This window comes from Pseudomonas sp. Z4-20 (assembly GCF_051131955.1).
GTDB classification, from domain to species: Bacteria; Pseudomonadota; Gammaproteobacteria; order Pseudomonadales; family Pseudomonadaceae; genus Aquipseudomonas; species Aquipseudomonas marvdashtae.
The window spans coordinates 2,979,341-3,003,867 of sequence record NZ_CP071641.1 but is presented as its reverse complement, the minus strand read 5'-3'; the positions used below and the strand labels follow the sequence as shown (position 1 = coordinate 3,003,867).

The 24,527-nt window shown below is 60.6% G+C and carries 17 protein-coding genes; 8 read left to right on the top strand and 9 right to left on the bottom strand.

The window, feature by feature from the left end; translation table 11 throughout:
- Nucleotides 1-47: 47 nt before the first annotated feature.
- The 8 genes from J3P82_RS13625 to J3P82_RS13590 all read right to left on the bottom strand — a co-directional run bounded on the left by J3P82_RS13625 (nt 48) and on the right by J3P82_RS13590 (nt 12,952).
- Nucleotides 48-1,715: a response regulator gene (locus tag J3P82_RS13625; RefSeq protein WP_434557307.1), complete on the bottom strand. Its 1,668-nt coding sequence runs from the start codon at nt 1,713-1,715 to the stop codon at nt 48-50.
- Nucleotides 1,715-3,232, bottom strand: a complete 1,518-nt coding sequence (locus tag J3P82_RS13620; protein WP_434557306.1) for an ATPase domain-containing protein — start codon at nt 3,230-3,232, stop codon at nt 1,715-1,717. Before J3P82_RS13620 ends, J3P82_RS13625 begins: the two co-directional genes overlap by 1 nt.
- A gap of 137 nt (nt 3,233-3,369) precedes the next feature.
- Nucleotides 3,370-4,425, bottom strand: a complete 1,056-nt coding sequence (locus J3P82_RS13615; protein WP_434557305.1) for a tetratricopeptide repeat protein — start codon at nt 4,423-4,425, stop codon at nt 3,370-3,372.
- A 190-nt stretch (nt 4,426-4,615) separates the two neighbouring features.
- Complete coding sequence (locus J3P82_RS13610; RefSeq protein ID WP_434557304.1) at nt 4,616-6,040, bottom strand: efflux transporter outer membrane subunit; 1,425 nt, start codon at nt 6,038-6,040, stop codon at nt 4,616-4,618.
- Nucleotides 6,037-9,216, bottom strand: coding sequence for an efflux RND transporter permease subunit (locus tag J3P82_RS13605; RefSeq protein WP_434557303.1), 3,180 nt, complete (start codon nt 9,214-9,216; stop codon nt 6,037-6,039). The genes J3P82_RS13610 and J3P82_RS13605 overlap by 4 nt, the downstream gene beginning before the upstream one ends.
- Before the next feature lie 15 nt (nt 9,217-9,231).
- Nucleotides 9,232-10,485, bottom strand: coding sequence for a multidrug efflux RND transporter periplasmic adaptor subunit MexE (mexE, locus tag J3P82_RS13600; RefSeq protein ID WP_434557302.1), 1,254 nt, complete (start codon nt 10,483-10,485; stop codon nt 9,232-9,234).
- A gap of 180 nt (nt 10,486-10,665) precedes the next feature.
- Nucleotides 10,666-11,421: a substrate-binding periplasmic protein gene (locus J3P82_RS13595; RefSeq protein ID WP_434557301.1), complete on the bottom strand. Its 756-nt coding sequence runs from the start codon at nt 11,419-11,421 to the stop codon at nt 10,666-10,668.
- A gap of 298 nt (nt 11,422-11,719) precedes the next feature.
- The gene (locus J3P82_RS13590) at nt 11,720-12,952 is read right to left on the bottom strand and encodes an MFS transporter (protein ID WP_434557300.1); all 1,233 of its coding nucleotides are present in this window, start codon (nt 12,950-12,952) and stop codon (nt 11,720-11,722) included.
- Nucleotides 12,953-13,101: 149 nt separating this feature from the next.
- On the opposite strand from J3P82_RS13590, the gene J3P82_RS13585 reads away from it, so the two are divergent.
- From J3P82_RS13585 to J3P82_RS13570, 4 genes are all read left to right on the top strand, one after another.
- Complete coding sequence (locus J3P82_RS13585) at nt 13,102-13,986, top strand: LysR family transcriptional regulator (protein WP_434557299.1); 885 nt, start codon at nt 13,102-13,104, stop codon at nt 13,984-13,986.
- A gap of 194 nt (nt 13,987-14,180) precedes the next feature.
- A complete protein-coding gene (locus J3P82_RS13580; RefSeq protein ID WP_434557298.1) occupies nt 14,181-14,993 on the top strand; it encodes an oxidoreductase in 813 nt (270 codons plus the stop codon).
- 73 nt (nt 14,994-15,066) lie between these two features.
- Nucleotides 15,067-16,053, top strand: a complete 987-nt coding sequence (acuI, locus tag J3P82_RS13575) for an acrylyl-CoA reductase (NADPH) (RefSeq protein ID WP_434557297.1) — start codon at nt 15,067-15,069, stop codon at nt 16,051-16,053.
- A 92-nt stretch (nt 16,054-16,145) separates the two neighbouring features.
- Nucleotides 16,146-16,700: a hypothetical protein gene (locus tag J3P82_RS13570; RefSeq protein ID WP_434557296.1), complete on the top strand. Its 555-nt coding sequence runs from the start codon at nt 16,146-16,148 to the stop codon at nt 16,698-16,700.
- A 118-nt stretch (nt 16,701-16,818) separates the two neighbouring features.
- On the opposite strand, the gene J3P82_RS13565 is transcribed toward J3P82_RS13570, so the two are convergent.
- Entirely contained in the window at nt 16,819-17,733 is a 915-nt protein-coding gene (locus J3P82_RS13565; protein WP_434557295.1) for a LysR family transcriptional regulator, read from the bottom strand.
- Between the two features lie 257 nt (nt 17,734-17,990).
- Between J3P82_RS13565 and J3P82_RS13560 the strand changes: the two genes are divergently transcribed.
- The 4 genes from J3P82_RS13560 (at nt 17,991) to pgm (ending at nt 24,397) form a co-directional block, all read left to right on the top strand.
- Complete coding sequence (locus tag J3P82_RS13560) at nt 17,991-19,016, top strand: zinc-dependent alcohol dehydrogenase family protein (protein ID WP_434557294.1); 1,026 nt, start codon at nt 17,991-17,993, stop codon at nt 19,014-19,016.
- 682 nt (nt 19,017-19,698) lie between these two features.
- Nucleotides 19,699-21,186 carry a hypothetical protein gene (locus J3P82_RS13555; RefSeq protein WP_434557293.1) on the top strand — a complete coding sequence of 496 codons (1,488 nt, stop codon included), beginning with the start codon at nt 19,699-19,701 and terminating at the stop codon, nt 21,184-21,186.
- Between the two features lie 75 nt (nt 21,187-21,261).
- Entirely contained in the window at nt 21,262-22,659 is a 1,398-nt protein-coding gene (locus J3P82_RS13550; protein ID WP_434557292.1) for a PLP-dependent aminotransferase family protein, read from the top strand.
- Nucleotides 22,660-22,750: 91 nt separating this feature from the next.
- A complete protein-coding gene (gene pgm / locus J3P82_RS13545) occupies nt 22,751-24,397 on the top strand; it encodes a phosphoglucomutase (alpha-D-glucose-1,6-bisphosphate-dependent) (protein WP_434557291.1) in 1,647 nt (548 codons plus the stop codon).
- The last annotated feature ends 130 nt before the right edge of the window (nt 24,398-24,527 follow it).

Sequence of the window (24,527 nt, the reverse complement as noted above, 5' to 3'; positions counted from 1 at the left end):
CTTTTGTATGACTGGGGAGCTGGCTTGTGTCAGCCGAGGCGTCCCAGTCAAACCTTGATCATCTCCCGCACCTTCGCCGTCAACAGATCAAACGTGAACGGCTTGGTGATCATCTGCATGCCAGGGTCCAGGAAACCGCCGCGCACTGCGGCGTGTTCGGCGTAGCCGGTGATGAACAGTACCTTGAGATCCGGGCGGATCTGCCGGCCGATTTCCGCCAGTTGCCGCCCGTTCATGCCGGGAAGGCCTACGTCGCTGATCAGCAGGTCGATGCGCTGGATCGATTGTAGGATCGGCATCGCGCTATTGGCATCGGCGGCCTCGACGAAGGCGTAGCCCAACTCGCCCAGCACCGCACAGACCAATACCCGCACCGCTGGATCATCTTCAACGATCAGCACAGTCTCGCCATCCTGTGCATAAGGCGCCTGTTGGGCGACGGCTGACGGTTCGTGTATTTCTTCGCCCGCGAAACGCGGCAGGTAAAGGTTCACCGTGGTGCCTTTGCCGACCTCGCTGTTGATGGTCACATGGCCCCGCGACTGCTTACTGAATCCATAAATCATCGAGAGACCCAGGCCCGTGCCCTGGCCGATGGGTTTGGTGGTGAAGAACGGGTCGAACGCTCGGTTGATCACCGCTTCCGGCATCCCGCAACCACTGTCTTGCACGCTCAGCACCACGTAGTCGCCGGGCTCCAGGTTGGTGTAGGCGCCGGTGAAGCCGGTGTCCAGGTATTGATTGAAGGTCTGCACCACCAGTTTGCCGCCACCCGGCATTGCATCGCGGGCGTTGAGCACCAGGTTGAGCAGGGCGCTCTCCAGTTGGTTGGGGTCGGCTTCGGCGATCCAGAGCTGCTCGTCCAGTTGCATCTCCAGGCGGATGCTCTCGTTGAGGCTGCGTTGCAGCAACTCGCCCATGGACAATACCAGGGTGTTCATTTGCACGGCCTTGGAGTCCAGCGATTGCCGGCGCGAGAAGGCCAGCAACCGATGCGTCAGGCCTGCCGCCCGATTAGCCGACGTCACTCCCAGGTCGATCAGACTGTCGAGGTCTTCGGTACGGCCGCGGGCCAGGCGTCGGCGCAGCAGTTCGAGACTGCCGATAATGCCGGTAAGCATGTTGTTGAAGTCATGGGCGATGCCGCCGGTCAACTGGCCGACCGCTTCCATTTTCTGCGATTGGCGCAGGGCTTCTTCGTTATGGCGCAGCTGGGCGGTGCGCTCCTCGACCTGTTGCTCAAGGGTTTCGAGGGTGGTTTGCAGGCGCAACTCGCTATTGCTGAGATCAATCAGGCGGTCCCGTGCGTCATATTGCCTTCGGCGTCCACGCAGTGCGGTGGTCACCAGGCTGACGAGCGTCACCGGGTGGAACGGACGCTCCAGGAACGTCACGTTGCCCAGTTGTGCGCCGATGCGAGCAACCGGGTTGTGCTCGGGGCCACCGTGATGAGTCAGCAGGACGATGGGCAGGTCGGACCAGGCCGGTTGCTGTTCGATGTGCTGGAACAGGGTTTCCAGATCCGGCCCGACCAAGGCTTCCGATGAAATCACCAAAAGGCCCGCGCCTTTCCCCAATTCTTCGCACAAATGACCCAGGTGACTGCAAACGAGGCCGTTGAAACCGGCTTCCTTGAGAATCATGAGGGCGATCTGGCTGTCCCGTCCCAGCGGCGCAAGAATCAGCGCCCGCTCGGACAGTGGCTCTGCCGACATCACGGGGCTTCATCCCCGAGCAGCGGGTTATCCGCGCCCATATAGGTCGGTACGCCGCGCAATACCCCCTGGAATGCCTCCAGCGGCTGACCGATGGTCATGCCCTGCGTGCTGATGCGATATTCACGGATGGTCGACTCATGGGCGCCAGTGCGTTTCTTGATAACGGAAACCGCCCGGCGAACCTTGCCCAGCGCTTCGAAGTAACGCAGCAGGATTACGGTATCGGCCAGGTAGGTGATGTCCACCGGTGCCTGCATGTCGCCGACCAGACCGTGTTGCGCGACGGTCATGAAGGTCGCCGCGCCTTTGCGATTGAGGTAGAGCAACAGCTCATGCATATGGAGGACCAGGGCGTTTTCTTCCGGCATGGCGGCCTGGTAGCCGTTGATGCTGTCGATGACTACGGTCTTGATATTTGCGTCACTGACGCAACGGCGCACGCGATGGGAAAACTCGCCCGGAGACAGCTCTGCGGCATCGACCTGCTCGATCAGCAGATTGCCGGTTTTTTGCAGTTCGTGCAGATCGATGCCGATATTTTTCATGCGCTCGAACAGCAAGCCCAGTTCTTCGTCGAAGATGAACAGCGCGGCTTTTTCTCCGCGCAGCACGGCAGCAGCAGCAAAGATCAACGAGATCAGCGACTTGCCGGTACCGGCCGGACCGAGGATCAGGGTGCTTGAGCCGGTCTCGATGCCACCGCCCAACAGGGCATCCATTTCGCTGATGCCGCTCGACAGCTGCTGGCGCTGGTACTGGCCGCGATGCTCGGCGGCCACCAGACGAGGGAAGACGTGCAAGCCGTCGCTCATGATGGTGAAGTCGTGGTAGCCGCCACGGTATTTCTGCCCGCGATACTTGACCACCCGCAGCCGCCGCCGTTCGGCACCGTAGTTGGGGGTCAATTCCTCGAGGCGGATGACGCCGTGGGCCACGCTGTGCACGGTCTTGTCCAGGGACTCGGTGGTGAGGTCATCAAGGAGCAGGACGGTAGCGTCATAACGCACGAAATAGTGTTTAATCGCGAGAATCTGGCGACGATAACGCAGGGAGCTTTGCGCCAGCAGGCGGATCTCCGAAAGGCTGTCCAGCACGACCCGGGTCGGCTTGATGCGCTCCACCACTTCGAAGATTTGTCGGGTCGCTTCGCCCAACTCCAGATCCGACGAATACAGCAGGCTCTGCTGCTGATCGGCGTTGAGCAGGCTCTCGGGCGGGGTCAGTTCGAAAATATGAATGTTTTTATCCAGCGTCCACCCGTGGGAGGCTGCGCCCTGGCGCAGTTCATGCTCGGTCTCCGATAGGGTGATGTACAACGAGCGTTCGCCGGCCTGGGCGCCGGCCATCAGGAAATGCAAGGCAACCGTAGTTTTACCGGTGCCCGGCTCTCCCTCCAGGAGGAACACGTGTCCTCGGGACAAACCACCGGAAAGAATATCGTCCAGTCCCTCGATACCGATGGCGGCTTTGGTGCTGATCGACTCGTTTGATGTAATCAAAAATAACCCTCTCATGACTAGGGGAGTGGGCAGTTGACGGGGTATCGCCTGAAATGAACTGCCTGAACACTTGACCTCTGGCAGTGGTAGCGGTTCCGCTTCCTTTGACAAAACGCGCATTGCTGCACAACTTTCGGCTCGCGTCGATTGGCCTAGAGACCTTGTTGCAGCGCCGGGTCATCGGGGTTCAGTTGTTCCAGTTGGGCCAGCAGGATCTGGACATTCTGCAACTGTCCGGTCTCCTTCCAATAGTTGATCAGCAGCACACGTGCCTTGCGGTCGGCGGGGTAGCGCTGAACGATTTCCTGCAACTGTTTCTGCGCGGCTTCCACTTCCTGCTCGGCGTGCAACGTGGTTGCCAAGTCATAACGGTAATGCCTGTTCTCAGGCTCCAGCTCCACGGCTTTTGCCAGGCCGAGCACCGCGTATTCGCTCTGGCCGTGTTGCAGCAGCCACATGCCCAGTGCATGTTGCAGATAAGCTGATGCCGGCTGGGTTTGCAACTGGCGGGCGAGCAATTTTCGTGCGGCTTCCCCCTGGCCTTGTTTGTCCAGCACGTCGACCTGCATGACCAGCGCCGGCAGGTTGTCCGGTTGCAGGCGCAGCGCCTGTTCAAGTGCCTGCTGGGCTTTTTTCAGCTCGGCGCTGTGCAAGTACAGGCGGGCGAGTTGATAGAGCGATTCGGTAGTCGGTGGCCCGTCGTTCAACACTTGCTTCCAGGTATCGACAGCGATCTGCATCGCTGCGAAATACAGGCCCAGTTCATCCGGTGAAGACCCCAGCAGCGCATCCACGGCGGCGAATCGAACGTCTGGCTCGTTGTCATCCAGCAGCGGGCCGAGCAACAGGCTGCGATGGGCGTTCGGCACCAGTCCGACGATACTGCCGATGGCGGCTCGCCGCACATCTGGCGCTTCGCTTTGCAGGTCCGCCTGTGCCAGTTTCAGGGCTTGCGGGCTGGGGTAATTGGGCAGTTCGGCGTGCAGCCATACCCGACGCTTGGGCGACAGGTCCGGACGTCCCAATTGCTGATACAACATCCGCGCGGCGCCGGGCTGGCCATTGCGCGCTTGTTCCAGGGCTTCGCTGTAACCGCGCTTGATAGCCTCGGGAATCTGCGGCGTCGTACTGCGCTGCCACATCGCGACAAGACCGATCGCCAACACAACGGCAAGACTGAGAAGCAGGTAGCGGCGAGACGAGGGCATGCAGGTAATCCATAACCAGGAGCGTGAAATGTCGCAAGCTTCGGTCAGGCCGCGACCTGAGTCAAACCTTGTGGCTATCCGCGTACGAAACGTATGGGCGATCGACCAAAAAAAGCCCCGCGTCCAAATGAGACGCGGGGCAAAAATTTGGCTGGTTGCGGCCAACCAAAGGAGCTCGGTGGGGAAGGGGTCAGTTGCTGGCGACGGTTTCCGGTTGCCAACCGCCGCCGAGGGCCTTGTAGATCGCGACGATGCCGCGGTACAGGTCGACTTCGGCCTGGGCCTGGCTATCTTCGGCGGCCAGGCGTTCACGCTGGGCGTCGAGGAGCACGAGGAAGTCCTCTGTGCCTTCGCGGTAGCGGATTTCGGCGAGGTTGGCGGCCGCGCGGCTCGATTCGCTCTGGCGGATCAGCGAGATCAGCCGTTGCTGGCGCTTGCCGTAGTCGCTGAAAGCATTTTCCGACTCTTCCAGGGCCAGCAGCACTTGTTGCTCGTAGTTCGCCAGGGCGCCATCCGCCTCGGCGCTGGCACCGCGCAAGCGCGCCCGCACGCTGCCCAAGTCGAAGGCTGCCCAGGTAATGCTCGGACCCAGCGCCCAGGCATTGGCCGCCGAGGAGCCGATCTGCGAACCGCGTCCAGCGGTAAAGCCGAGGAAGCCGCTGAGGCTGACCCGTGGGAACAGGTCGGCCTTGGCCACGCCGATGCGTGCCGTTGCGGCTGCCAGCTGACGCTCGGCGCTGAGCACGTCTGGGCGGCGTTGCAACAGTTGACCGGGGTCGCCAATTGGCAGGGCCTTGGCAATGGCCGGCAACTGCTTGGGGCTCAGGTCCACGCTCAGCTTGTCCGGGCGCTCGCCCAGCAACGTCGCAATGCGGTTGCGCTGGCGGGCCTGTTCGGCTTGCAGTTGTGGCACGCTGGCTTCCACTGCGGCCAGCCGAGCATCGGCACGGACCACGTCGAGCTGATCGCCGACGCCGGCATCGCGCAGGCTTTCGGTGATCTTGCGTGACGCCTGTTGGTTGTCCAGGTTCGCCAGGGCAATCTTCTCCCGAAGCTGGGCGCCGCGCAGTTGGCCGTAGGCATCCACCAGTTCGGCAATCATCGTCACCTGCAACTGGTAGAGGTCGGCTTCGGTGGCCTGCTGGTCGGCGTCGGTGGCCTCCAGGTTACGCCGGATGCGGCCGAACAGGTCCAGCTCCCAGGCCATATCCAGGCCCAGGTCGTAGCGCTCGCTATTGACCCGATCATCGGTCTGGCCCATCGGGTTCTGCCCCTTGCCCAACTCGCTGCTGGCACGGCTGGTGATGGTCGGCATGGCGTCATTGCTGGCGTCATCGCGAATCGCACGGGCGGCCCGCAGACGGGCGAAGGCCACGCGCAACTCACGGTTGCCTTCCAGGGAGCGGGTCACCAACGCGTTAAGGGTCGGGTCGTCGAACTGCTGCCACCAGATGCCTTCGAAGCGCGCGCGATCGAAGTTCTTCTGGCCGGCGGCGCCGTCGGTGGCGGTGGTGATATTTGCCGCCTCCGTTTGCGGTGTCTGGTAGTCCGGGCCCACGGCGCAGGCACTCAGTGCCAGAACCAGCAAGCTCGGCATGAACACTTTCAAACTCATTGTTGCGCCTCCAGTTTCAAGGCCCGGGCCGCTTTGCGGGCCTCGCTGCGCTCGACGAAGTTACGGATCAATACGTAGAACACCGGGGTCAGCAACAGGCCAAAGAAGGTCACGCCGAGCATGCCCGAGAACACCGCGACACCCATGGCGTGGCGCATTTCCGCACCCGCGCCGCTGGAGAACACCAGGGGCACCACGCCCATGATGAAGGCGAACGAGGTCATCAGGATCGGCCGCAGACGCAGGCGGCAGGCTTCGAGCACGGCGGCCAGCGGGGTCATGCCTTCGAGCTGTTTATCCTTGGCGAACTCGACGATCAGAATCGCGTTCTTACAGGCAAGCCCCACCAGTACGATCAAGCCGATCTGGGTGAAGATGTTGTTGTCACCGCCCGACAGAATCACACCGGTGATGGCCGACAGCAGGGTCATCGGTACGATCAGGATGACCGCCAACGGCAGGCTCCAGCTTTCGTACTGTGCCGCGAGTACCAGGAACGCCAGCAGGACGCAGAGCGGGAACACGAACAGCGCGGTGTTGCCCGAGAGGATCTGCTGGTACGTCAGGTCGGTCCACTCGTAGGTCATGCCGTTGGGCAGTTCGTCCTTGAGCAGTTTCTCGATGGCTTTTTCAGCCTGGCCGGAGCTGTAACCCGGTGCGGCGGCACCGTTGATTTCAGCGGTGATAAAGCCGTTGTAGTGCATTACGCGGTCCGGTCCCGAGGTGTCGCTGACCTTGATAAAGGTCGCCAGCGGGATCATCTCGCCACGGTTGTTGCGCACCTTGAGCTGGCCGATCTGGTCCGACTCGAGGCGGAACTGCTGCTCGGCCTGGACGTTGACCTGGTAGGTACGACCGAAGCGGTTGAAGTCGTTGGCATACAGCGAACCCAGGTAGATCTGCAGGGTGTCGAAGATGTCACTGACGGCCACGCCATGGGTCTTGGCTTTTTCACGGTCGATGGCGGCATCGACCTGGGGCACGTTCACGGTGTAGCTGGTGAATAGCCCGGCCAGTTCCGGCACGTTGTGGCTCTTGGTGATGATGTTCATGGTTTCCTTGTACAGCTCGTCGTAGCCCAGGTTGCCCCGGTCTTCGATTTGCAGGCGGAAACCACCGATGGTGCCCAGGCCCTGTACCGGCGGCGGCGGGAAGATCGCCATGTAGGCTTCCTGGATTTCCGAGTACTGGCCGTTCAACGCACCGGCGATCGCACCGGCTGACATGCTCGGGTCCTTGCGCTCGTTAAAAGGCTTGAGGGTGACGAACACGATGCCGGAGTTCGGGCTGTTGGTGAAACCGTTGATCGACAGGCCCGGGAAGGCCACCGCGCTTTCAACGCCTGGCTGTTTGAGGGCCATGTCGGACATGCGTTTGATCACGTCTTCGGTGCGGTCCAGGCTCGCAGCGTCCGGCAACTGGGCGAACGCCACCAGGTATTGCTTGTCCTGGCCAGGCACGAAACCGGTCGGCGTGCTCGAGAAGCCGAAGAAGGTCAGCACCATCAGGCCCGCATAAAGGACCAGGGCGATGCCGCTGCTGCGGATCACGCGGCCGACAGTCCCCACGTAGCTGTGGCTGGCGCGGTCGAAGAAACGGTTGAACGGACGGAACAGCCAGCCACCGAAGATTTTGTCCAGCGCTCGCGAAAAACGGTCCTTGGGCGCGTCATGACTCTTGAGCAATACCGCTGCCAGGGCTGGCGACAGGGTCAGCGAGTTGAAGGCCGAGATCACCGTCGAAATGGCGATGGTCAAGGCGAACTGCTTATAGAACTGTCCGGTCAAGCCACTGATGAAGGCCGCTGGCACGAACACCGCGCACAGCACCAGTGCCGTGGCGATGATCGGCCCGGTCACTTCACCCATGGCGCGCTTGGTGGCTTCCACCGGCGTAAGCCCGAGGCCGATGTTCCGTTCGACGTTTTCCACCACCACGATGGCGTCGTCCACGACGATACCGATAGCCAGTACCAATCCGAACAGCGAAAGCGCATTGAGCGAGAAACCGAACAGGTGCATGACGGCGAACGTACCGATCAGCGATACCGGTACCGCCACTAATGGAATGATCGACGCACGCCAGGTCTGTAGGAACAGGATGACGACCAGCACCACGAGAATCAGCGCTTCGAACAGGGTGTGGACCACCGCTTCGATGGAGCCGCGCACGAAGATCGTCGGGTCATAGACGATGCTGTAGTCCATGCCGGCCGGGAAGCCTTTCTTCAACTCGTCCATTTTCTCGCGCACATCGTTGGAGATCTGGATGGCGTTGGAACCTGGGCGCTGGAAGATCGGGATTGCTACCGCTGGCTGATTGTCCAGCAGTGAACGCAGGGCGTATTGACTGGAGCCCAGTTCGACCCGGGCGATGTCTTTCAAACGAGTGATTTCACCGTTGGCGCCGGAACGAATGATGATGTTCTCGAACTCTTCTTCGTTCACCAGGCGACCCTGGGTGTTGACCGACAGTTGGAACGCCGTGGCGTTAGGCGCTGGTGGCGCCCCCAGGGCACCGGCAGCGACCTGGCGGTTCTGTTCACGGATCGCCGTGACCACGTCAGTGGCGGTCAGGTTGCGCGAAGCGGTCTTGTTCGGATCGAGCCAGACCCGCAGGGAGTAATCACCCATGCCGAACAGTTGCACATCACCCACGCCGCCCAGGCGCGCCAGCTCATCCTTGATGTTGAGCAAGGCGTAGTTGGACAGGTAGAGCATGTCGTAGCGTTGGTCCGGCGAGGTCAAGTGCACAACCATCGTCAGGTCGGGCGAGGCCTTGTCCACGGTGATACCGATGCGGGTCACTTCCTCCGGCAACTTGGGCTCGGTACGGGTGACGCGGTTCTGCACCTGCACCTGGGCGTTGTCCAGGTCGGTGCCCAAGGCAAAGGTGATGGTCAGCGTGATCTTGCCGTCGGCGGTGGACTGCGAGGACATGTACAGCATGTTCTCGACACCGGTGATGGCTTGCTCCAAGGGCGCGGCAACGGTTTCGCCGATCACCTTGGGGTTGGCGCCCGGGAAGTTGGCGCGCACGACCACGGTCGGTGGCACGACTTCCGGGTATTCGCTGATCGGTAGCTGGAACAGCGAGATGGCGCCCGCGATCAGGATCAGCAGCGAGAGCACCGCTGCAAAGATTGGCCGTGAAATGAAGAACTGGGAAAATTTCATCTTGAGTTCAGTCCCTTAACCGCGTGGGGACGCAGAGGCCAGTTTGCCTGCCGATCCGGACGGCGCCTTGGCGGGCGCGACCTGAGGCAAGTTGCTGGCTTCGAGCGCTTTGCGTTGTTGTGCCAAGGCGGCGAGGGTGGCTTCGCTGGCCATCGGCACGGTTTCAGGCGTAACCGGCGAACCCGGACGGGCCCGTTGCAGCCCCTTGACGATGATGGTGTCGTCCTTGCTCAAGCCGTTGCGCACGATGCGCAGGCCTTCGATCTTCGGACCCAGCTCGACGGCGCGGTACGCAGGCTTGTTCTCGGCGTCCATCACCAGTACGAATTTTTTGCCCAGGTCGGTGCCCACGGCTTCGTCGTTGATCAGCACGGCGGAGTAGGTGCCGCTGCCCACCAGTTTCAGGCGGGTGTAGAGGCCCGGGGTGAAGGCGCCGTCTTTGTTGTCGAATACCGCGCGACCACGGATGGTGCCGGTCTGCGGGTTGACCTGGTTATCGACGAAGTTCATCTGGCCTTGGTGCGGGTTGCCGTCTTCGTTGGACAGGCCCATGTAGACCGGCGTGGCCTGGCCGCGCTGGCCCTGGCGGGCAAGTTGGGTGTACTTGAGGAAGACGCGCTCGTCGGCATCGAAATAGGCGTAGACCTTGTCGGTGGAAACGACGCTGGTCAGCGGCGTGACGTCGGCGGTCACCAGGTTGCCAGCGGTGATCTCCGCACGGCTGACGCGGCCACTAATGGGCGAGGTGACGCGGGTGAAGCTCAGGTTCAGTTTCGCCAGGTCCAACTGCGCCTGGATGGCTGCGGCGGCGGCACGGGCTTCCTGGGCGGCGCTGGTGCGCGAATCCGCGAGCTCGGCGGAGATGGCATTGCTCAAGCGCAGGCGTTCGCCACGCTGGGCTTCATTCTCGCTGCGGGTGGCGGTGGCGCGGGCCTGAGCCAGTTGGGCTTCGAGGCGACGTACTTCAGATTGGAAAGGGCGCGGGTCGATCTGGAACAGCAGGTCGCCTTTCTTGACCAGCGCGCCTTCGGTGAAGGCCACTTCATCGATCTGCCCCGAGACACGTGGACGAATCTCGACGGTTTCCGGCGCTTCGAGGCGTCCGGTGAATTCATCCCATTCGTTGACGGGCTGCTCCAGCACCTTGGCCACGCTGACTTTGGCCGCCGGCATGGAAGCTGCCGTATCGGGAGTCTTGCCGCAAGCGCTGATCACCAGCACTGCCAACAGTGCGAGGGGAAAACGCAGTTTAGAAAGTGAATGTTCCATGGATAGCATCCGCCAAGTGTATTGAGATGGGCGGATGATGCGTGGCGAGGCGCAGAGGAACGAATCGAATGAAGCAAAGGTAACTATCATTCGGAATGATATAAGCCATCGATGAGCCCTCTGGAACAGGGCTTTCGTTAGTTGGCTATCAATTGTATCGATGTTTACCGATCCGGCGCGTCACGGCAGGTAAAGCTCATGAATACGCTTGATCTCACCCTCCTTGCGCAACGCCTCCACCGCCCCACGCAAGTCCTCGACAATCTTGGCCGAGCATCGTCGGGAGCATGCCAGGTAAAGGTCGGCGCTGCTGCCGACCGAACTCATCAGCAGTTTGCGCTTGGACATTTTCGGCCAGATGTAGCGACTCTCCGGCACCCCATTGAACCAGGCATCGATACGACCCATCAGCAGCATCTGGGCGGGGTTGTCGCCGATGGCCAGGGGGTAGATCTGGTCGTCCCGGAAGCCCTCTGTGCGCAGGATCTCCTCCTGCGCGCTGCCCAGGCCGACGCCTATCTTGCGGAAGGTTGCTTTCGCTTGGGCGAAGCTGTTCACCTGCCGGTCGAGGCTGAAAAAGGCTCGCTCCATGGGCATGATCCGGGCAATCCAGGTGAAGCGATCTTCTCGCCCCGGGATACGTGACAGAGGTGTTATCAAGTAATCGCGTTCTTCGCTGACGTGTTTCTGTGCCCTGGCCCAGGGAAGCAGATGGATCTTCGCGGTGTACCCGGCACGGGTCATGGCTTGCACCGCGACGTCGCCGACAATCCCGTACCCCCTGGGGTCGTCGACGAAGGTCAGTGGGGGCGCGTCGAGGATGTGCAGTTCAATCACTTGGGACTCGCTGCGGGCGTGATCGACTACCAGCAGCAACAGGCAGAGCAGGCACAATGCTTGGGTACGGCCATTCAATACGCGGTTGATCCGGCTCATGATCGATACTTCAGGCATTGAAAGGGCGGGGCGCCATTCTACGCATGCCGGGCGCCAGTCACATCGTCTTGCAGGCCGCTGTGTCATGGGGACGCGCTTGCATACACGGCGCGTTCTTGTCTGGACATGTCAGCGTTTGTCATCCGGCCTGATTGCGTGCTCCTGAAGGTATAGATCATCCCGACGATAAAAACCCGGGTGCCTGGGATTTGATGTCTGGTTGCTTGATCAATCGCTCAGCCTGCCTTTGACGAGGGGAGGCTGAGTCGCGATTTGCAGGCTTTGCCTTGGGCGGATATCAGGTTCCCGCAGCGGCAGCGGCCTCACGCCCGGCGTGTGCCGCAAAGCCATGTCGCGACGACCACGCCACCGCCAGTGCCAAGAACAGCAGAACCGTCAGCGCAGGCGCAAACGCAACGACCCCCAGATGATTCAACAAGGCGCCTCCGATGATCCCACCGCCGGCAATCGCAACGTTCCATGCGGTGACCAGCATGGACTGGGCGAGATCCGCCGCTTGTGCCGCCGTCTTGACAATGGCTGTCTGGAACAGCGTCCCGGCCCCACCGAAAGCGATCCCCCACGCGGCCATCGCGGCGTAGATAGCGACCGGCATGTCTCTCATCATCCCTAGCACCAACGCGGCGATTGCAAACAGGACTGTGCTGGCGAGCGTCAGGGCCCGAAGGTGTCGATCAATCAATGCGCCGACGATCCAGATGCCGAGTAGCGAGGCGACGCCAAACACCAGCAATACAAGATCCGTTCGCTCGGCCAACCCGGACGCTGCCAGGAAGGAAGCGATGTAGGTGTATAGGATGTTGTGCGCCAACACGAAGGTCAGCACCACGAACAACACGCTGCGGACACCGGGCAGGGCAAACACCCGACCTAATTCAAGCCGCTTCGCCCGGGGTTGCCCAGTGAAGTCAGGCACCTTCAGGCGTACCCAGACCATCAACGCAATCGCAAACACGCTCATGACGGCGAAGCTCATCCGCCAGCCAATCAAATTGCCAAGCAGAGTGCCAGCCGGCACGCCCAGGGACAGCGCCAACGGCGCGCCAACCATCGCAATGGCTATCGCCCGACCTCTTTGGCGTTCTGGCACCAGGCGGGCGGCATAACCGGCCAGCAATGCCCAAAGCAGCCCTGCTGAAACACCTCCGAGCAACCGAGCGATGATCGTCAGACCATAGCTGGTGGACAGTGTCGTGACGGTATTGGCGATGGCGAAGCCGGCGATGGCCAATAACAACAAGGGTCTTCTGCGCATGCCTTGGGTGGCCGCCGTCAACGGGATGGCGGCGAGCAACGAACCGAGGGCATAGACAGTAACGAGTTGGCCTGCGAAAGCTTGCGAGACCGCCAGCCCTTCGCTGATCAGCGGCAGCAGGCCAGCGGGAAGTGCTTCTGTGAGGATAGTGACGAACGCTGCCAGTGCAAGGGCAAACAGCGATCCGAGGGGGAGTGGTGCGGCATCTTCGCCGTCGTTTCGATCTGCGCCGATCCGGGTACTGGCAATCGTCATGTTTCACCTTCCTGTAAGCCGCTGATGGACTGGATGATTCCGTCCCACAAGGATGAATATCTGGCGACTACGGTAGATGCGCTTCACAGTGGAGACAATAATGCTAAGGTTCGGAACACAGCGGACAAATTGTCTCAGGTGGATCTGCGATGGAATCGTTAAGCGGGATAGATTTTTTTGTTCGGGCCGCCGAGGCTCGAAGCTTTTCAGAGGCGGGCCGGGTGCTCGGGGTCTCCTCGTCGGCGGTGGGCAAAAGCGTGGCTCGGCTGGAACAACGATTGGGCGTGCGTCTGTTCCATCGCAGCACGCGAAGTATCACGCTGACGGCGGAGGGCGCGCTTTTCCTGGAGCGCTGCCGGCGCATCTTGTGCGAAATCGAAGCGGCGGAACTCGAGTTGTCCGAAACCCGAAAAGCGCCGCGCGGCCGATTGCGAGTGAGCCTGCCTTTGGTGGCGGGGCTGGTCATGCCGACGCTGATTGCTTTTATGCGCCGCTATCCGAGTATTGAGCTGGACCTGGATTTTTCTGATCGATTGGTAGACATCGTCGAGGAAGGTTTTGACGCGGTTATTCGTACCGGCGAACCGAACGATTCCCGGCTGATGTCCAGGCCGTTGGGCACGTTTAAACTGCTGGTGGTCGGTTCACCCCGGTACTTCGCGGAACATGGCAGGCCGCAGGTCCCGGCAGATTTGTTGCAGCATGTCTGCCTGCTGTACAGATTTCCGAGCTCCGGCAGATTGCAGGTTTGGCCAGTCGCCGGGGAAGGGGAGGCGGATCTCACTCTCCCGGCAGCTCTGATCTGCAACACCACCGAAGCGTTGCTACACGTTGTACGCGATGCATTGGGGATTGCCTGCGTGCCGGACTTGACGGTACGCGATGCGCTCGCCGCTGGGGAATTGGTCACCGTTCTGGATGACTTCAATCAGCACCAGAACACGTTCCGCATGCTTTGGCCTTCCAGCAAGCATCTGGCGCCAAAGTTGCGGGTGTTCATCGATTTCATGTGCACCGAGTTATTCAAGCGGTAAGCGCAGCGGATCACAGCCGGAACAACCAGTAAAATCTGCCTGACAAAGGGGTGGCGGCAAGGTAGCGCGAGTACTTGAGCTGTCAGTTAGATGTCGATCGAAATCAAAGTCATTGACGGCGAAGATTATGATCATCATCATAGCCTCGCCCGACACGCTCCGATGCCGGGACCGACCCAGCCCGAGGATTTCCTATGACAACCCCTAAACCCGTAGCGTTGGTGACTGGCGCTTCGTCTGGCATCGGAGAAGCCGTTGCCAACAGACTCGTGGCCGCCGGCTACCGTGTGTATGGCACCAGTCGACGAGGAACTCGGGCGCAAGGTCAGGCGTTTGCGATGCTGGCCCTGGACGTGACTGACGATGCCAGCGTCGAAGCCGCCGTCGCAGAGCTGTTGCGGTTGGAGGGGCGCATCGATTTGTTGATCAACAACGCGGGCTTCGGACTCGCCCCGGCCGCAGCGGAAGAGAGCTCGATCGAGCAAGCCAAGGCACTCTTCGATACCAATTTCCTCGGTGTCGTGCGAATGACCCGCGCCGTCGTGCCTCATATGCGGGGCCAAGGTGTCGGTCGAATCATCAACATCGGTTCGATACTCGGCGTCGTCCCCGTGCCTTACGTGGCGCTCTATGTGGCCAGTAAACATGCGGTGGATGGCTACTCCCAGGCGCTGGATCACGAACTGCGTACACATGGCATCCGGGTTGTGGTCATCGAGCCCGGGTATACGAAAACGGCATTCGAGAGCAACAGCTTCCAGGCCGACGCCAAGCTGGACCTGTATGAGGATATTCGGGTAAAGGTAACCAAAGTCGTCAATCAGGCAATGGCGTCTGCCGAGGGGCCCGAAGTGGTCGCCGACGTGGTGCTCAAGGCTGCTCGTGCCGATCGGCCGAAATTGCGCTATACCGCTGGCAAGGCCGCCGCCCAGCTGCAATTCATGCGCCGCTTCGCTCCGGCAGGCCTGCTGGACTCGGGCATTCGCAAAGCCATGCAACTGGCCTGAATCGCCTACGCTGTCCAGCGCTCTGGAAGCTACGCGCTGGCCCGAATTCGCACAAATGGACAGGAAAACAACAATGACCTTCAAAGCGCTGCTTTCCATTAAAACTGGCGATGTGATCTCCACCAGCCTTGTCGACTTCAACGACCAGGACTTGATGCCCGGAGACGTCACTGTCGCGATCGAATATTCCACCGTGAACTACAAGGACGCCATGGCCCTCAGTGGCCGCACGCCGGTGATCCGCCAGTTTCCATTGATTCCAGGCATCGACTTCGCCGGCATCGTCGAAAGCTCCAGCCACGCCGGTTTCCAGGCTGGCGACCGGGTGCTGGCCAACGGTTGGGGGCTGAGCCAGACCCATCACGGCGGTTTTGCCCAGAAGGCACGGGTGAGTGGCGATTGGCTGGTCAAAGTCCCCGAGGTATTTTCGACCCGGGAAGCGATGGCGATCGGCACGGCAGGTTATACCGCGATGCTCAGCGTCTTGGCGCTGGAGCATAGCGGATTGACCCCGGAGCGCGGCGATATCCTGGTCACGGGCGCCAGCGGCGGCGCCGGCTCGGTGGCCATCGCGCTGCTCTCGGGCCTTGGCTATCGCGTGGTGGCCTCGACCGGACGTCAAGAGGGAGCCGCGTACCTGAGCGACCTGGGGGCGACACACGTCATCGATCGCCACACCTTGTCAGAGCCGGGCGCACCCATTGCCAAGGAGCGTTGGGCGGGCGTCATCGACTCGGTCGGCAGCCATACCTTGGCCAACGCCTTGGCGCAGACTCAATACCGTGGCGTTGTCGCTGCGTTCGGCCTGGCCCAGGGGGCGGACCTGCCCGGATCGGTATTGCCCTTCATCTTGCGTAACGTGACCCTGGCCGGTATCGATTCCGTCAATGCGCCGCAAGACGTCCGGTTGCAGGCATGGGCACGACTGGCGCGGGACCTCGACTTGAGCAAGCTGGCCCGAACCACTCAGGTGGTGGGTTTGGCACAGGTTCCAGCGGTCGCCGGTCAGGTGCTGGAAGGAAAGGTCCGGGGGCGCACTGTCGTCGATGTGAACGCGTGACCTACGCTTCTCGTGGCCATTTGGCAAGTAAGCTAGGCTGTTCGCACGACAGGCCGTCGGTATTCGACGGCCTGAAAACAAAGGCGCTATCAATGTCGAAGCATTTGCTGTTGGGCTGGCCCCGTTCCTTGTGCGTGCTTGCTGCCTTGAGCGGCGCGGCCACCATGGCAATTGCTGCCGCGCCTGAAAAAACCGCTACGGAGGTATCGGACACGCAATCGGTGTCCCTGGCAGGCGGCAAGCTGAAGTTCGAGCTGAAAGGCGTCGAGGCCCGTACCTTAAACAGCGAGAACGGCGGTACGATGTACTTCGATCCGGAAAGCGAGCGGGCCATCATCGTTACCGAAGGTCCGGCGCCGACTGCGGGCACCACTCCGGACGCTGCGTTTCGCCTTGCCGTGGATACCTTGAAGGAAAAGCAGCAGGCCGCGTCAGCCAACTTTCGCATGACTAACGAGAAGACCATTCAGGTGAACGGCTTGAAGATGTACCGCCTGGACGGCACCGACGATTTCAACGGCCTGAAGCTACTGATGGCCTCGTTGATGACGATGAACGATCGGAAGGTCACCATCATCGAAGTGATGTCCAGCGTAAACGACCCGGCCGGCCACACCGCTGCGTTGAAGAACATTCTGGGCAACTAAACCGCAGGTTTCCGGATAGTAGGCTGTCGGCTCCCGACGGTCATTCGGATCAAGGCATCGCTGAGTTTGCCATAACCTACCGTTATAAAATTTCCTTATGGAGTTCAGTGGAATTCCATTACAGGCTATCGGGGTCCCCGAAAAACATCTGAATCCGCGATCTCAACCAGCGTTCACCCGGGTCGTTGTCCTGGGATCCGCGCCAGGCCATGTGCAATTCAAAGCTGCGCACCGGGATCGGCGGGTCTTCGGCGCGCACGCCGCCAGCGGCGGTCAGCGCCTCGGCGGTGTAGTCGGGCACCGTAGCCACGATGTCGGTGCCCGCCAGCAACGTGCTCAAGCCGTTGAACTGCGGCACGGCCAGCACTACATGGCGCTTGCGGTCGAGTTTTTCCAGCTCTTCGTCGATGAAGCCGCTCAAGTCGCCGGCAAAGGAAACCAGTGCGTGGGGGCGGGCGCAGAACTCGTCCAGGGTCAATCGTCCCGGCGCGGTGTCGGCGCGCAGCACTTTGGGTAAGCTGCGGCGCAATACCTTGCGCTTGGCGTTCGCCGGGAGGTCGTCGGTGTAGCTGACACCAATGGAGATTTCACCTGAGGCGAGCAGACCTGGCATCAAGATGTAGTTGACTCGCCGCACCACCAGCACAATGCCCGGTGCTTCGGCCCGCAGGCGCTTGAGCAGCATGGGCAGCAGGGCGAACTCGGCGTCGTCCGACAGGCCAATGCGAAACACCGACGTGCTGGTGGCGGGGTCGAACTCCGCTGCCCGGCTGACGGCCGTGGAAATCGAATCCAGGGCCGGGGAGAGCAGGGCGAAGATCTCGATCGCCCGCGCCGTGGGCTCCATGCTGCGTCCGGTGCGCACGAACAGCGGGTCATCGAACAGGCTGCGCAGGCGCGACAGCGCAGCACTGATGGCCGGCTGGCCGAGAAACAGCTTCTCGGCGGCGCGGGTCACACTGCGTTCATGCATCAGTGTTTCAAACACGATCAACAGGTTCAGGTCGACACGACGCAGGTCATTACGATTCATCTGGGGTCCTGGCAGATTCGGCAAGCTTGACGTGGGCGGCCATATGAGAACAATGACCGGCGTGAATCTTACGGGGAAAGGCTGGTACTCTGCATCGGCTAATTTCAGTTTTTAAGGATAGGTCTTATGGGACTGGTTCGGTTTTCATACGGCGGAATCAATGACAGGCATGTCGACTATTAATGGCCACTGATGGTCTTGGGTCCAAAGCCCGGATAGAGTTCATGGCATTAGAGGTAACTTTGACGAGGTTTGCGATGTCCCGCACGATCCGTTTTCACAAGTTTGGTGGTGCCGAGGTGCTCAAATGCGAAGAGCATGCGGCGGCCCTTCCTGCGCCAGGAGAAGTGCAGGTCCGCGTTGAAGCGATCGGCATCAGTTGGTATGACACCCTGTGGCGCCAGAACCTGGCGTCGTCCCAGGCCCGCCTGCCTTCCGGGCTGGGTCATGAGATGGCCGGGGTGGTGACTGCGGTCGGCGAGGGTGTCGATGATCTGGCGGTGGGCGACAAGGTCGCCAGCTTCCCCGCCGAGAGCCCGAACGATTACCCGGTGTACGGTGAAATCATCGTCCTACCCCGTACGGCGTTGACCCGTTATCCCGACGTGCTCAGCCCGATCGAAGCCGCGGTGCATTACACGCCGCTGCTGATCGCCTACTTTGCCTATATGGATCTGGCGCGGGTGAAACCCGGGCAATTTGCCTTGGTGACCGACGCCAGCCATTGCGCCGGCCCATCCTTTGTGCAACTGGGCAAGGCCTTGGGCGTACGGGTGATTGCGGCGACCAAGACTTGCGACGAACGTGAGTATCTGCTGTCGCTTGGCGCTGAAAAGGTCATCGTCACCGAAGAACAGGACTTGCTGATGCAAATCAACAAGCTCACTGATAGTCGTGGCGTCGATGTCGTATTCGATGGTCTTGGCGGGCCGCAGATGTCGCTTCTCGGCGACGTGCTGGCACCCCGCGGCAGCCTGGTGCTGTATGGCCTGCAGGGCGGTAACCAGACACCCTTTCCAGCCTGCGCGGCGTTCCAGAAGAACATTCAGTTCTTTGTGCACTGCATAGGCAATTTCACCGGTAAGCCGGAGCTGGGCATTGTCCAGGACCAGGTAGCGTTGCAGCGGGCGTTGCGCGATATCAATCAGCTGACTGCTGATCGCGTGCTGCTGCCGCTCAAGACTCGGGTGTTTCCGTTCTCCGAGTTCGTCGAGGCTCACCGTTACATGGGCGAATGCCCTTGCCGTGAACGTGTTGCCCTTCAGGTAGTCGACCCCGCCTGATTATCCCCCTTGCGCAAGAGTCATGGCTTCGACTCTTGCGCTGTCCTTGGTCGTACCGACCATTTTCTTCCTTGCTCGTAATCCATCCTGTCCGCCGGAAAGCGCGCACCTGCGCCTGGCACGCGCGACGTCCAGCCGTTTCACTACGGCGCGTTGAAGGCTCACGTCGCCAGAACGGCAACTGAACTGGTTTTTACCGTTAATCTGTATCTTCTAATCATTATTTAAGTCCTGATAATTGAGCGCTTGTTTCCCACTCAAGGAAGAAGTCGTGGCGCGATATAGACTTTGCACTGATTTCCAATCTTCTGCGCATCCTCAAAGTGACTTTCTTGTTATTTCCTTCATGCCTGTGCGTCGGCAAAGGGGGAGAGTGGCTGGAGCAGGAGGCAGGTCACCGCTCGGCATGTTCCTTATTTGTTGTATCCCTTGTCTGTGGGAAGTTGTAAGAAATCTCCTAGGACACTTTGGAAGTTTGGCCATGCCCCATGTTTTCGGGGGGTCTGCCGGTGCCGGCGGCGGAGAAGGGGTGGCACTGCTCGTATGTATCAAATAATTACGCAGGACAGCATTCAAGCCTATCGCCAATACTCTTGGCAATAGCAAAACAATCCTCCAGACCAACACGTCGTGTAAATCAAGCGGGCGCGACGCCGATAATCGAATTTCCAGGTAAATGGTTATGAGTGCAATTCATGAGCAGGCGATGACTTACGTATATCAGCAAGTATTGCAGCGCTTGCTGGATTTTTATTCTCGTGCGGAACGGACTGCATTGCAGCTTTTGATTCAGCGCTTGATCGTCGCAGCCGGAGGCATCGACCGCATAGGCGAATACCGAGTGTTGACCATCCAGAATGGAAGCCGGGAAGGATTCTACGTTCTCACGGCCTTGCGAGCCGCGCAGTTGAGCATTGCTGGCCGGCATCCGACGACGTTCGATCTGCGCGTCGCCACGCCTCGCCTGGGCGAGACCACGCAGGCCAGCCTGGAAAATATCCATCGCTGCTATAGCGCCCTGTTTGTCTACGATGATCCGCGTGTGGAGCTGCTGATGGCGGACAATCGTGAAGTGGTGCCGTTCAACCACACCAAAGCGTTATCGGCGGCGGGGCACGAGGCCAATCGCTTGGATATGCTGGTCCTGGGGCACCTGCGTTCGAATGACAGCCTCTTGGGTATGGGCGACGACGGCTACCTGGCGATGGCGGAGTTCTACAGGCACATGGCGCGCTGGGGGGCGGGTGTGGACTCATGGGTCACCTGTGACACGCCACGCCAGCAAAAGCACTTCATGACGGGCCTCCAACGCTCAATGCACAAGATCGGCCGGGCCATTGACGCCGGTTGTGGCTATGACGGCCTCTTCACTCAGCTCGATACTCTGGACGGCGAGATCTTCCGGGGTTTCTACGGGCAGGAATGCCTGGGGCCGTGGCAGCCCGAGGGGCAGTTCGAGGCCCGTCGGCGGATAGGACATATCAGCATCGAGGACCTGATTGTCGACCGGTCGGAAGAAAACAACTGGCCGTTGTTCAGCGAGTTCCTGGGGGTGCGCTCCGAGGGACTGATCGTGCCAACGCTTGAGCATGAGTACCTCAGTCCGTATCTATCCGCCCACTTGTATGGCTTGCAGGCTTGCTACCTGCAAGGGCGCAGTTATGAAACGGGCTACAGCGACTATGTGCAGCGAACCATCATGATCATGCATCGCAAGCGACTGCCCATGCACGTCTGCCAGCAGGTCCAGGAATTGTTCGGCACGCCGGCGGCCAGTCCTGAGCGCCGCGCCCAGGCGGCTGTCGAAGCACAAAACTCGCTGGGCCTCAACGAGGCGCAACTGGTTTGCATGCTGTTCGCGCCCTTAGTGGAAAATGGCGCCGGCCTGGAGCATTTCCTGCGTTGTTGCCATCCCGGCATGCTGGTGGCGATGCCAGATTTGCACAAGGCCATGCGGGGCGGGGCCGTAGCCGATCAGGTAGCGCAATGGATGGTCGATGTCAGCGGCCTGCCCATTCTCATGCTAGGCAAGTTGTACCGGACGCGTATTAGCCCAGCGGAACCGGAAAGCGTCTTGACGACGGACCTGCAAGCGGCTGACGCAAGCGTTCATACGGAGGACGACGAGCTGGAGGGCGACGGCCTGTGTGGACGATCGGCATCGCGTTGAGGAGCACCGCTTGAACGATTTCTGCTCCATCATCCGGTCATGTCCGGTCATGGCTCATTCTGTTGGCCCGACTTCATGAAGGGTGGCCGTGAAACCGATTTTGCTTACCAGGCGGTCTATCGATACCTGACGAGCCTGATCAATGAGCTGGGTACCGACGCCCCGGTGCGCCTGCCGTCGTTGCGGCAATTATCCGAGCGCTTGAACGTATCCATTTCAACCATCCAGTACGCTTATTCCTTACTGGAGAAGGAAGGGCGTGTGTACCCGATCGCCAAGTCCGGTTATTACGCGTTGCCGGTGCCCTGTGTTGCCACCCTGGGCGGAGGCGACGATTTGCTTGAAACCTTGTATGTCAACGCACGCCGGCCAGGCATGCTAGCGCTGAGCGACGATGAGCCGGCGTCCTTGCAGTCGCTGGACAGTCCGCTCCTGTTGCTTGAGCGCGAGTTGCTACGCCAGTATCCACGCGCTTCGCAGCTGCCTTCGCAGCCTTGGGGCGAGCAGGAGCTGCGCATGGCGCTGGCGGCGCGCTACACCTCGTCGCCGGCAAGATGCTGGAACGCCGACGACGTGTATATCGGGGCCGACCTGAGAGGTGTCCTGGAAATCCTGATTGCCGTGCTGGCCCTCAGGGGCGCAACGGTGTTGATCGAATCGCCCTGCGACTGGACGATCCTGCGCTTGTTGCAAGCGACCGATGTCCAGGTCATCGAGCTGTCGTTGCTGGAGGGGGGCGAAATCGATGTCGATCAACTGGCCCGATTACTGGCGAGCGAAACGGTCAGGCTGGTGGTGCTGTCCTCGGTCCTGAGCATGCCCATGGGTAAACAGGCAAGTGAAGGCAATCGCCACGCGGTGGCGCGGCTGCTGGAGTTGTACGGCACATGGGTGCTGGAAAACGACAGCTATACCGACCTGATATTCGAGCCAGGCCGGACGCCTTATCGAGATTTGCTTGACCCGGACCGGCTGATTGTCTACTCCACTTTCGAAAAAACCATCGGTGCCGAAGCGCCCTACGGTTATCTGCTGTCGCGGCAACTGACGCTGTCGCTGCAGCGGCACTTTCTGTTACGCGCGTTTCGTCTGTCGCCGATTCGCCAGAAGGCGATTGCTCGCCTGTATAGCAATGGTCGGATCGACCAGCACTTACAGGTGCTGCGGCGCTTGCTGCGTGAAAGTGCCGTTTCGACAACGCAGTGGATGGGCGAACGGCTAGGGGATTGCCTGCAATGGGTGGAGCCTGAAGGTGGCGCGACGATCTGGGTGCGCTCATCGCGCCAAGCTGATCTGCGGCGAGTTTTCCAGCGCCTGCTTGCCCAGCGAATCGTTATCGCGCCGGGGGAATTGTTCAGCATGCAGGGACTTTATGACCAACATCTGCGTTTGGCCCACGTCGTCAGCGGGACCGAGGATCCAGACGCAGCGTTCCACGCGCTGGCCGATGCGTTGAGGGCCGAACAATCATGATGGCAGGGCGATGGATCGAACCCATCGCCTGATGGTCGAACTGTCAGTAAACTGCTTTCATTTTTCGAGCCACTCCATTCCGAGGTTTTGCATGACAGTCAGTCCATTTGCGGGCAAGCCGGCACCGGCAGAGTTGTTGATCGATATCCCGCGACTGGTGACGGCCTATTACACTGGCCGGCCCGATGCTTCGGTTTCGACCCAGCGCGTGGCTTTTGGCACTTCGGGCCACCGCGGAAGCTCTTTCGATCTGGGCTTCAATGAATGGCACGTATTGGCCATCAGCCAGGCGATCTGCCTGTACCGTGAAGCCCAGGGCATCAACGGGCCGTTGTTCGTCGGTATCGACACCCATGCGCTGTCGACCCCGGCGGGCGCCAGCGCGTTGGAAGTGCTGGCCGCCAACGGCGTGACCGTCATGATCGCCGAAGGCGACGAATACACGCCCACGCCGGCGATTTCCCACGCCATCCTTTGCTACAACCGTGGCCGTACCACCGGCCTGGCTGACGGGATCGTCATCACGCCGTCCCACAACCCGCCGCAAAGCGGCGGCTATAAATACAACCCCACCAATGGCGGTCCGGCAGATACCCACATCACCAAATGGATCGAAGCCAAGGCCAATGAGCTGCTGGCTAATCAGTTGGCTGGCGTCAAGCGCATCAGCTATGAGCAGGCGCTCAAGGCAGAGACCACCAACCGTCACGATTTCCTCAATACCTACGTGGCGGACCTGGTCAACGTCATCGATTTCGATGCCATCCGTGGTGCCGGGTTGCGCCTGGGCGTCGACCCGCTGGGCGGCGCGGGCGTGCGCTATTGGCCGGCCATTGCCGAGCACTACCGGCTGGATCTTGATGTGGTCAATACTCACGTGGATTCGACCTTTCGCTTCATGACGGTCGACTGGGATGGGCAAATCCGCATGGACCCTTCTTCGAGCCATGCCATGCAAGGCCTGATTGGCCTTAAAGAACGCTTCGACGTCGCTTTTGCCTGCGACCCGGATCACGACCGCCACGGTATCGTGACGCCGAGTGGCGGCCTGCTCGCGCCGAACAACTACCTGGCGGTGTCCATCGATTACCTGTTCCAGAATCGTCCGCAGTGGCGGGCCGATGCCGCCATCGGCAAGACCGTGGTCAGCAGCGGCCTGATCGATCGCGTGGCCAAGCGCCTGGGGCGACGTCTCTATGAGGTGCCGGTGGGCTTCAAGTGGTTTGCCGATGGCCTGTTCGATGGTTCCCTGGGTTTTGGTGGCGAGGAGAGCGCAGGTGCTTCGTTCCTGCGCAAGGACGGCGGCGTCTGGAGTACCGACAAGGATGGCCTGATCCCGGCGCTGTTGGCGGCTGAAATGACCGCTCGCACCGGTCGTGACCCAAGCCAGGCCTACCGTGCCCTGACAGATGAGCTCGGCGAGCCGTTCTCGGTGCGTGTCGACGCCAAGGCCAGCCCGCAACAGAAAGCACTCCTGAGTAAGCTGTCGCCGGACCAGGTCCAATCCACCGAGCTGGCCGGGGAGGCGATCCAGAGCATCCTCAGCCATGCGCCAGGCAACGACCAGGCTATCGGCGGCTTGAAGGTGATGACCGAAAACGGCTGGTTCGCGGCACGTCCATCCGGTACCGAAGACATCTACAAGATCTACGCCGAAAGCTTCATCGGCGACGCGCACCTGAAACAGCTGGTGGTCGAGGCCCAGGCATTGGTGGACGGGGCCATTTCGGGACGGTAATAAACAGTTCTCCAACAGCAAGCAGGCTCGTCACGATCGATGAAAATCCTTTGATCGGGGCGAGACTGCTTGCAATCGTGCGGCCGAAAATTCTGATACCACACTTTCATTTCATCGCCTAAATCCCTGA